The organism is Streptomyces sp. BF23-19 (genome assembly GCF_041106355.1).
Classification (GTDB): domain Bacteria; phylum Actinomycetota; class Actinomycetes; order Streptomycetales; family Streptomycetaceae; genus Streptomyces; species Streptomyces virginiae_A.
Window position 1 is genome coordinate 1 of the sequence record NZ_JBGBPT010000151.1, and the last position, 9803, is coordinate 9803.

General features: G+C 69.5%; 7 protein-coding genes and 4 pseudogenes. 5 read left to right on the top strand and 6 right to left on the bottom strand.

What is annotated here, in order from left to right; translation table 11 throughout:
• A pseudogene (locus AB8A24_RS42030) lies at positions 1 to 698 on the bottom strand (hypothetical protein); the annotation flags it as partial.
• A 306-nt stretch (positions 699 to 1004) separates the two neighbouring features.
• On the opposite strand from AB8A24_RS42030, the pseudogene AB8A24_RS42035 reads away from it, so the two are divergent.
• Positions 1005 to 1724 (top strand): annotated as a pseudogene (locus AB8A24_RS42035) (Helicase associated domain protein); the annotation flags it as partial.
• Positions 1725 to 2122: 398 nt separating this feature from the next.
• Here AB8A24_RS42035 and AB8A24_RS42040 read toward each other — a convergent pair.
• A complete protein-coding gene (locus AB8A24_RS42040) occupies positions 2123 to 3037 on the bottom strand; it encodes a phosphatidylinositol-specific phospholipase C (protein ID WP_266385271.1) in 915 nt (304 codons plus the stop codon).
• Between the two features lie 210 nt (positions 3038 to 3247).
• Positions 3248 to 3457, bottom strand: coding sequence for a hypothetical protein (locus AB8A24_RS42045; protein ID WP_369479137.1), 210 nt, complete (start codon positions 3455 to 3457; stop codon positions 3248 to 3250).
• A gap of 165 nt (positions 3458 to 3622) precedes the next feature.
• On the opposite strand from AB8A24_RS42045, the gene AB8A24_RS42050 reads away from it, so the two are divergent.
• Positions 3623 to 4936, top strand: coding sequence for a LuxR C-terminal-related transcriptional regulator (locus AB8A24_RS42050; RefSeq protein ID WP_369479138.1), 1314 nt, complete (start codon positions 3623 to 3625; stop codon positions 4934 to 4936).
• 792 nt (positions 4937 to 5728) lie between these two features.
• Here AB8A24_RS42050 and AB8A24_RS42055 read toward each other — a convergent pair.
• The 3 genes and pseudogenes from AB8A24_RS42055 to AB8A24_RS42065 form a co-directional block, all read right to left on the bottom strand.
• Positions 5729 to 5854: pseudogene (locus AB8A24_RS42055) on the bottom strand (transposase); the annotation flags it as partial.
• A 294-nt stretch (positions 5855 to 6148) separates the two neighbouring features.
• Positions 6149 to 6340: a hypothetical protein gene (locus AB8A24_RS42060; RefSeq protein WP_369479139.1), complete on the bottom strand. Its 192-nt coding sequence runs from the start codon at positions 6338 to 6340 to the stop codon at positions 6149 to 6151.
• 278 nt (positions 6341 to 6618) lie between these two features.
• On the bottom strand, positions 6619 to 7068 hold the full coding sequence (locus AB8A24_RS42065; RefSeq protein ID WP_369479140.1) for a hypothetical protein: 450 nt from the start codon (positions 7066 to 7068) through the stop codon (positions 6619 to 6621).
• Positions 7069 to 7825: 757 nt separating this feature from the next.
• On the opposite strand from AB8A24_RS42065, the pseudogene AB8A24_RS42070 reads away from it, so the two are divergent.
• The 3 genes and pseudogenes from AB8A24_RS42070 to AB8A24_RS42080 form a co-directional block, all read left to right on the top strand.
• Positions 7826 to 8002, top strand: a pseudogene (locus AB8A24_RS42070) (ATP-binding protein); the annotation flags it as partial.
• Positions 8003 to 8076: 74 nt separating this feature from the next.
• Positions 8077 to 8439: an Imm51 family immunity protein gene (locus AB8A24_RS42075; protein ID WP_369479141.1), complete on the top strand. Its 363-nt coding sequence runs from the start codon at positions 8077 to 8079 to the stop codon at positions 8437 to 8439.
• A 583-nt stretch (positions 8440 to 9022) separates the two neighbouring features.
• Positions 9023 to 9511: a hypothetical protein gene (locus AB8A24_RS42080; protein ID WP_369479142.1), complete on the top strand. Its 489-nt coding sequence runs from the start codon at positions 9023 to 9025 to the stop codon at positions 9509 to 9511.
• Positions 9512 to 9803 lie beyond the last annotated feature (292 nt).

Here is a 9803-nt window from a genome sequence, read left to right on the forward strand (position 1 = left end):
CTCGACAAAACCGCCGCCGGAGGAATCGAACCGACCGCGGAGGACCCGGCACCGGTCGACGGCACACCCGTACTACGTACCGAACTGCTCCACGTCCGGCCGACCTGCCGGCATTGACTCACTCCCCACCGCCCACTGCCCACGCCGAAGCCGCGGCCACTGCGACGGCGTGTTTCCAGGGGCCGGCGTGGGGGGGCGGGCCGCGCGGCCAACGGCGTGGTCAGGGCGTTCAGGGTCGCGTCCACGAGGCGGCCCACCAGAGCTGTGCCCGTGGCCTGCTTCCAGGAGGAGTAGACCGTCAGACGGTTCAGGTGCTGGGCGACGGTGTGTGTGCTGTCGCTCGCGCGGATGTTCTGCATACGGGCGGCCAGCAGGGGCCACCGGCGTGAGCCGACCAGGAGACCCGCTTCCCGCTCCGGCAGGATGTCCATGACCAGCGACACCATCCGGGAGTTCGTGGCCGGGTGCACCTTCAGCTGTTCCAGGGCGAGGGCCCGGTCGCCGAAGTCGAGGTCGCGGGGGACGTCCAGACCTGCCGTCAGGGCCCCGGGAACGCTTCGCGACCGTACCCGCGGGCACAGCCCACGGATCGACGGCGTCCCGCACCCGCGGCGCAGCAGCGCGAGCAGCAAGCACGGGCGCAGCGGGGGCGGGGGCCGGAGCGGGGACTCGACGGGCAGGCGCGGCCCACGGGTCACCGGCCACACCCATGCGCGCGGCCAGCACGTCCCTCCCCGGTGCCGCGGCACCAGCCGCCGGAGCGGGAGCGGGAGCAGCGACGGCAATCGCCGCCGAGGCGGTCGAGGCCGGGGCGGGTGCGGGTGTCTTGGCGGCAGCCGCGCGACGGCCTGGTCCACGCCGACCCCAGCCTCGTGGGCGTCGGTGAGGGTCCGGGCGACGTCAATGCCCTGGGCGTCGAGGCGGCCCATCGCGGCCGCTATGTCCGGCCATGCCGGAGACGCCAGGATCGCGTCGCGGACCAGGCCCTGGGGCATCGTCGTCTTCAGGAGGCCGGCCGCCACGTCCCGCCGGACCGGGTGTGGTCGGCATGGTTGTGCGGGGACCACCACGTGACCGAGCGGAGGGAGATCCTGCGGCAGTTCGCCAACGGCGTCGACGCGCGCACCGGGCGTTCCTGGCGTCCGTACGGGTCCTCAGCGAGGGCGTGGACATCACCGGCGAGCGCGGCGTGGAAGAGATCTACTTCGCCGACACCGCGGCTCCCAGGTCGAGATCGTCCAGAACATCGGGCGCGCCCTCCGCCTCAACAAGGACGGCTCCACCAAGGTCGCGCGCATCATCGTGCCCGTGTTCCTGGAGGCCGGGGAGGACCCGACCGACATGGTCGCCAGCGCCTCGTTCCGCCCTCTTGTAGCGGTCCTCCAGGGCCTACGCAGTCATGATGACCGTCTGGTCGAGCAGCTAGGAGCGGTTGACCGCGCTGGGCGTACAGCCCGACCAGACGCCTCCTCACGCCCCCGAAGCCGATCCCGCGGCGAAGGGCCCGAGCAAGGCACAGCAGGCGTTCCAGCGGGGACTTGCGGCCCTCGCGCAGTGGGTCGCGCGGGGAAGGCGCCCACCGGCCGGTCCCGAGGGCCCACGGCGAGGCGGGGCCGGTGATCGTGAAGCTGGGCGTATGGGTCTCCAACACCAAGACCCGACGCGACAAGCTCACCCAGGAGCAGCTGGACGAGCTGCAGAAGCTGGGCATGGACTGGGCCTAGCCTCCGGTTCGGCGCTGAGCTGGAGTAGCGAGACCCCAGGGCCGCAATGGCCTCGGGGTCTCGTGCGCCAGGCTGCTGCAACACCGTGGTGCAACAGCGGTCCCGGACGGACCCCCAGCCCTGTCACCGCAGGTCAAGGGTGCAACACGGCTCGGGTGTTGCAGCAGATGCCCAAAGGTGGCTACCGGCGGCGCGGGATAGCCGCCCGGGCCTCCGCCAGGACCATCCCGGTCCTCGCCTCGGCCGACGGCCGCGGGCACAGCAGGCCCGGTCGGGTGAGAGTGGAACGGTACTGCGGTACTCAGCACCCTTCCACTCTGCACACCCGCCGGGAGAACCCCTTCAATGTCCCCTACGCCAGGCCGGCGCGCCCCGGCCTTGATCGCGCCCCGCGTCCCTTATACGAAGTTCTTGTCGATCAAGAGCTTCATGATGTCGGGGCGGTAGTTGGGGAAGTCCATGGGCACGATGCCGAAGCGGGCTCGCTGGGTCTTCCTGGGCTCCAGGTACGCGTAGACACTCGGGAAGATCTTCTGGGCCCCGATGGAAGGTTCGGGGACGGGCCCCTTGGCGGTGCTGGTGAAGTTGATGAACATCTTGGAAGTGGTGCGGTCGGACCACGCCGCGTCGAAGCAGCGGACGATCGCCTTCCTCTTCTCGTCGTCCGAGACGTTGTAGTCGTCCTGGATGATGCAGTGGGTGTCCCACTTGAGGACGGTCCAGGTGTGGTCGAAGTCGGTGAGGAGCACGATCTTGCCGCGGGCCTGGCCCAGGGTGGGCCAACTGTCGCCGGTAAAGAAACGCGGACGGAAATGCATCGACGGATCGTCCAAGTGCCAGTTGAAGCGGCGCCTGAACTCCTCCGCGTCGAGCGCCTGGCCCCCCGAGTTCTCGTTCTTGACCCGCATGATGATCACTTCCTTCGGGTTGTTCCGCAGGAAGTAGTCGCAGTCGTTGAGGACGTCCGCGAACCGCTTGTTCATGAAAAAGGCGGCGTGATAGAGACCCATCTCGTTCGCGGAGCCCTGCAACCCGTTCAAACGGATGTCGAGAAAGCGGATGCCGTTGCCGAGCTGTGTCCCCAGGTCCCAGTCCTGGCATTTGGCGGCGGGCCAGCCACTGTTGGCGCAGGTTTGGTGGGTTCCGGGGATCGTCAGCCCCGTGACGGGCAGGCTGTTGGAGAGTTGTCCCATCCAGGACCGTGCGGACCAGCTTGCGGCAGTTGCCGTACTCGGGAGGCCGAGCGTGGTGGCAGCGGCCAGGCCACCGGCTCCGGCTGCCCACTTCAGGACGTCACGACGGGTAGGACTCATGCCTGTTCTCCAATTCAGTACAAAAACGCGAGGAAGAGCGCACTCTGGCCTCCGATGCAGGCGCACGAGTTCCGCAACTCACGACTCCCAGAGCTGACCGATCAACGAAGAATGGAATTCTCACTTCCACCGAACCGGGACAGGGCCCACGACCACCCAACCGACGGCGGATAGGACCCGCCGCCCCCGTCTCCGGTACTCAGGGGAGGCCTAGTACTCCCGGGCCGGGCAGGTGGCGTCGCCCCAGGCGGTGGTCACGATGCAGTCCTTGCCGGGGTCGAGCCACCCGGGAAGCTCCGCGTCGGCACGGACCCGGTGCCCGGCCGGCCCGTCCCCAGCGGCGGAGGCGGCGGCGCCGCCCCACCCGATGCCCGCGGCCAGTACGAGGGCCACCAGTGCCCGGGTCGTGTTTCCCCGCATGTGCGTCAACTCCTGCTGTAGCCCGGCGGCGGTCAGTCCGCCGGTGTCGTGCTCCGTCCGCCAGCCGCATATCCCGGCTGTGATCACCACTGTGCCGACCCGGCGCCGCCCGCGGCAGCCCTAAGGGGCATCATCTGTGTGCCATGCACTTTTAGGAGGGGTTCCATGGCCGAATCACCGGTCGGCGGCGGGGCGGCGGGCATACCCGAACTGGACAGCGCCGCGGTCCTGCTCTATCGCTGGACCGTCGTCCACGAAAGCCTCACCCCCGCGGACCTGCCCCGGGCAGCGGCCGAGACCGGAATCGGCGAGCACGAGAGCCGGCAGGCGCTGGACTCCCTCCTCGACGCCTGCCTCCTCCAGGAACTCCCCGCCGCGCCCGGGGATCCCGGTGTGCGCTGGCAGCCGGTGAGCCCGCAGGCCGCCGCGAGCCAACTGCTGTCCGACCGTGACTCCGCCCTCCGCGCCCAGGAGGAGTCCCTGCGCACCCAGCGCCGGCAGATCCAGGAGCAGCACGACGGGCTCGCGGCCCTCATGCCCGTCTACCTCCAGGCCCGCCAGCACGCCTTCCCCCAGGGCACCATCGACCACCTGCCCGACAAGTTCGCCGTCCGCACGCTGCTCACCGACGTCATCGACTCCTGCCGCAGCGAGGTCCTGGTCTCCAAGCACGGCGGCTCCTTCCCCGTGGCCGCCCTGCGCGAGGCACTCCCGCGCGACCTGGCCCTACTCGCCCGCGGCATCCGCATGCGCAGCCTCTACCAGCACGCCACCCGCTTCGACCAGCCCACCCGCACCCACGCCGAACACCTCGTCGCCGCCGGTGCCCAGATCCGCACCCTGCCCGAAGTCCTCCCCCAGATGATCATCGTGGACCGGGCCCTGGCCCTGCTCCCCGCCCGGTCCGGCGGCGCCCTGATCATCCGCGAACCCGACCTCCTCGCGTACCTCCTGGACGTCTTCGAACGGGACTGGGCCCAGGCCACGCCCTACGCCACGGGCCCCCAGGCCGCGCACGGCGTCTCCCGGACCATGAAGCAGACCATCCTCGTCATGCTCGCCAAGGGCCTGAAGGACGACACCATCGCCCGCCGCCTCGGCATCTCGCTGCGCACCTGCCGGCGACACGTCTCCGAACTCCTCGAGACCCTCGGCGCACACAGCCGTTTCGAAGCGGGCGTCATCGCCGAACGCCAGGGCCTCTTCACCCACCACCCGGCACCCCCGCCCGCACCCGTACCCCCGCCCGCAATCGAGGCCCCGGTGGCAGCCCCGCCGAACACCCCGGTGGCCGCTGCCCACCCGGCCCCGGACACCGCCCGGTCCGGCCCGGCAGCCGAGTGCCTGGCCTGCAGCCAAGCCCTGCCGGCAGGGCAGGCCACCGGACGACCGGCCCGCTACTGCTCCCCCAAGTGCCGCTCCCGCGCGTACCGTGCGCGAAGGCCCCCCGGAGACGCAACGAAACGGGCCGGCGCCTGACGGCCGTCACGAAACCCCCCGCCCACGTCACGAAACTCCTGCCGGCGCGAGCGCGTCCTGCGTTCAGAGCGCACCGAGAAAGCCGTACGCCGTTCATCGGGGCGGTGTGCTTCCCTCGTAGCGTGGAGTCGTGACCCGACAAGGAGTTGAGGTGGGGAAGCGCCGTATGGCTCCGCCCGGGCACGGTCGCCGACACCATTCCAACACCAAGAGCCGACGCTACAAGCTCACCGCCGACCAGCACGCCGCGCCAAGCTCGGCGTCGACTGGGCGTGACACGCCACCTCGCCCGTCGTTGAGCTGGGAGGTCAGCGAAGTGGAGGCCCCGGGACGTCGTGACCCCCGGGGCCTTCGCCTTGCCTTTCAGCACCTGACGGCGCTGCAACACAGGCTGCAACACAGATCCTTGATGGCTTTGGGCTCGCGTTTGCGCAGGTCAGGGCTGCAACGCGCAGGCTTGTTGCAGTGCCGGTGTTGCACGACCGAGCGGGTACGTTGCAGTCGCCGGTCGATTGGGCTGCCCGTGAGAACGCCCTCCGACGGCACCAGCTGTTGGATAGCGTCCCGCCATGTACATGCGGATCGACCCTCTTGAGGCATGGGAGAGGCTGCGGGCCAGTCGCTCCAGCCGGCCAGGTAGAGCGAGCGGTGGGGCGCGGGCCAAGACGTACGCCACGGCGCTGGAGCAGGCGCAGCAGATGTTCAGGGCGGCTGAGGGCGTGGGTCCGCAAACCCGCCCCCTGCTGGTGTTCTACGGCCTAAGACGGCATCCAATTGGGTCAGTCTTCGGTAGCAGATGAGGGAGCAGGCGATGCTGGTGAAGGCAAGGAAATGCTCGGCTTTGCGCTCGTAGCGGCGGTGGAGGCGGCGGCAGCCGGCGAGCCGGGCCATGGTGCGTTCGATGGTCCAGCGGTGGCGCCTCCGCGGCCTGCGCCAGCATCGGCTCCACCGGCGGCCGTCATCGTTCCGGGGGCGCAGCAGGCCCGTCAGAGGCGCCCTGCGGGGCTTGTGCTGCACGGTGGCGGCATGGCGTCGCTGATCCCTGCCCCTGCTCCTTACCCCGCTGCTCGCGGCCTCGGGATGCGTCACCGTCCACCCCGTCACCACCCGGCCCGCCGGGGCCTCGCCCGCCGCGGTCTCGGAAGACCACGAGCACCCCGTCGAACCTGGCCCGCACGGCCGGACACGGGGCGGCGCTGCCCCTCTCCCCCATCACGCCAGGGCCGTGTCGAGGTCGCCGGTGAGGTCGTCCAGACCCATGGCGTCCTCAGGGCCGCTGAAGTCGTCCCCCTCGGCCAGACTGGCGTACTCGGAGGCGAGGACGGCATAGGTATCCAAGCCGCGGGGGTGCAGGCCGTGGCCGCCGATCGTGACGCTGGCCTTCTCGTACGCGGCAATGCGCACGTCATCGGAGTCCGCGTCTGGTGCCCACACCCGTTCCACCCTCCACCCTCCACCCCCGGCGTGGCGGGAGAGCGGCGATCTGCTGCTCGAGCGGGGAGAGGGCCCTCGTCGGCGAACTGGGCTTGGTAGGCGGTGGAGTCGAACGGGGAGACCTGAAAGTCGCACGGTGTCGTCCCCCGCCTCGGCGGCGTCGGCGATGACGGTTACGCCACCTGCCGGCCGCTGTTCGTGCCCGGACCGGCTGGTGGTCGGCGGAAGTCCGATCGCCGCTCCGACCGTCAGATCCTTCCCGTCGTGCTCGCAAGACAGATGCCGATGACCGCGACCACAGCGGCGACAACCGCCCAGGATGCCAGGCTGGTGTGCCTGCCCCGCGTGCCGGCCCGCCCGCGCGGCTTCCGCTGTACGCCCCCGCTCCCACGCGGCAGAGCCGTCGGGGTGACGGCGGTCTCGGACAGCAGGCGGCGGCAGACCGCGGCCAGCTCGCCACTCCCGGCACACAGGCGCGCCACCGCCTCGGCGCGAGCGGGGGCCGTCGTACCGCCGTCGAGGATCCTCCCGGCCCGCACGAGCACCTCGTCCCGCCCGCCGCCAGGAGCCAGGCTGATCCAACGCTGGACATGCTCTCCGCGTATCACGACACCGCCCGCACGGTCCCGGTAGACGGTGTGCTCCCGCCAGAGGAGACCCGCCAACTCCGATGCGGTCTCTCTCAGTTGCCCACTCATTCCCGGTACGCCCCCACTGCTTGCCTTGATCGAACAAACAGCGGATCCTAACGGCCGCCACCGACAGTGGCGCCGGCGGGGCGCGCACCGGAAACTCTCACCACCCCCACACCTGACCGGGCGTGACGAGATGATCAGCCAGGCCGACATCGGCCACCGCGTCCAAGAGGCACACGGAAGGGCCGGGATCCCGCGACCGGGGTGGAGCAGGAGATAGGGGCCTGTCTGACGATTCGCTTCGGATCAGGCCTGCTGGGTCGTCCCGTCCGGGAGCGGCGTGGCCTGGTGGCAGTAGAGCCGGAACTCTCCGGCCGCGTCGCGGCGCCAGATCGACGAACGCCAACCGCGCCTTCTGACTCACGCACCCTCGCACGGAGCTGCACGGCCCGTCAGCATCTCATCCGCACACCACCGAAAACGGATGAAGTTGTCGGGCGACACGGAAGTGGGCTCTGGCACTGATCTTGTGGTTGCTAACCGTGTGTACCTCACTCATGTCGTCTGTCACCAGAACACAGCCAGCACTTCGCGGTTGAGCTCCACCAAGCGAACATCACTTCATGGACCACGCCATCGACCTCGACCAAACTGCCGCCGAGATCACCGCACGCCTTCCGCGCCTGGACTGCGTCCGGACTCAGCCCCAGACCGATCACCTGGCGGGACGAAACCCTTCTCTCGCCTCAGCGGCTGGAGACCGACCGGGCCCTCGTCGCCGACCCGGATTCGATCGGCGTACGCATCCTGGGCACCGCCCGAGAGGGAGGAAAAGAACAGTGTCGCCATCGCCTCCAACGAATCCTTTGGAGGCTGGACGAAGACGTTCACCGATCCCCGGCTCTGCGCGGCCATCGTCGACCGGCTCACCTTCAACGGCGCGATCATCGAGACCGGCACCGAGTCCTACCGCCTCGCCCAGACCAAGGCCAGGTAGGAGAGGACGCATACCCGCTCAGCCTGACGGGCCCCGGACCAGCCTGGGAACAAGGCCATCTCTACCATCACGGCATGACCGACGTATCAGCCCTGGCCCCGTTCCACCTGGACGAACACAGTGAGTCCGACGGCTCCCACTGCCTCTATCTGTTCGACGGCGACATGGAACAGGTCGCCGACGTCTTCGAGGAACACAACGCCGAATGCCACGGTTACGGCTGGGAAGGCCTGGCCCAGTCGCTGGCCCACTCCCACATGCCCGAAAACGGCGACAAGCTCCAATTCTTCGGATCAGAGGCCGGCACCTTCGTAGTCACAAGCCTCGACCTCAAGGCCCTCACGGACCTGGCCGTCCTCCTGCACTCCGCCTTCCACAACCGCGAACTCCTCAACCACTACATCCAGACGGCCGACCCCCGCTTCCTCGACCGATAGAACCCGTGAGCGGGGCCAGAACAGACCGGAAGCCGGAGCCACCGCAAGCCGTCCCGACAGCTCCCACTCCCGCTCAGTGGAACCACCTCAGACCGGAAAAGTGGGGCCGGAACAAGGCGTGAGAGCCAAGTCACCCGCGCACGGACACCGGCATCACGAACGAGGACGCCAGTCACCCGCGCACGGACACCGGCCGCCCCCAGGACACTACGGAAGAAGACGCAAGGCAATCGACCGAAAATCCCCGCTTCTCACCATCACTGCTCCGACCCAAGATAATCCGCCCAGTGAGAACATGAATCAAGAAGACCCGTACGCACAATTGCTGGCCATACTGAATGCAGCCCTCGTTCTTGCAGGAAGTAGGCCGGTGCCCAGCATCCCGGTGACGGCAGTTGACCTCTGCCTTGCATCGCCAGCGCCTGTGGCTTGCATGTACGAGCACTTCCCGTCGCTCCGTCCGGAAAGTCAGCAAGGCTGAGAATGCGGCCACGTTGCGCGACCAACCGTGCCGTAGCGGGTGGCGAGCGCTGCCCGCCGCTCCGCGTCTTCGTGGCCCTCCCCGTCCGGGACGACCTCGGCGATGACGGCCAGGGCCTCGGCGAGCTTCTCGCGCGGGACGGCCTTCTCGATCGCCGCCCACGCATCCACCACCGACACCAGCTCCCCGGCCCTCGGGGAGGATGCCGGAAATCTACCCAGTCCGCGCGTACACCGCCTACCGCGAGCGCCTGGTCGCCGAGCACGGACCGCGTGGGCTGACCCGTCGACCCCGGCCTTCGTCGGCATCGACCGGCACGGCCACATCACCGGCGGGCTGGTCCCCGACTCCGTCACCCGCGCGGTCAAGCGCATCTCCGCCCGCGCCGGCGTGCCGATCTCCTGGACCGGCCACTCCCTGCGCATCGGCCTCGCCTCCACCGGCCGCAAGAGGGGCAAGGACGCCATCGCCATCGCCGACCAGGGCGGCTGGGCGCGGCACTCCCGCTCCATGCTCGGCTACGGCAGCGCGAGGACGGCTGGGACGACAACGCCCCCGCCGGCCTCACCCGAAAGCGCTGCGCAAGGTTGACCACATCGGCACGGCCTTCGAGGCCGTGGATTTTTGCGGCGAGCCCGTGAGGCTCCAGCCCCGTCGCCGGCTTTCCAGCGGCGGGCGCTGGCTCAGGGCCCGTGGGACGGGGCTGGACCTGCCTGTCCGGGAAGGGTGACTACTGAGGCTGGAATCCCGAGACCATCGCCAGTGAGGCGAGCAGGGACAGGTGGGCGACGGCAAGGAGCACCCACTCGGCGGGGCCCAGCCGCCAGTGGCTGCGGGCCGTCAGTCGCCATTCGTGCGCTGCGGATCCGAGGGCGAGCACGAA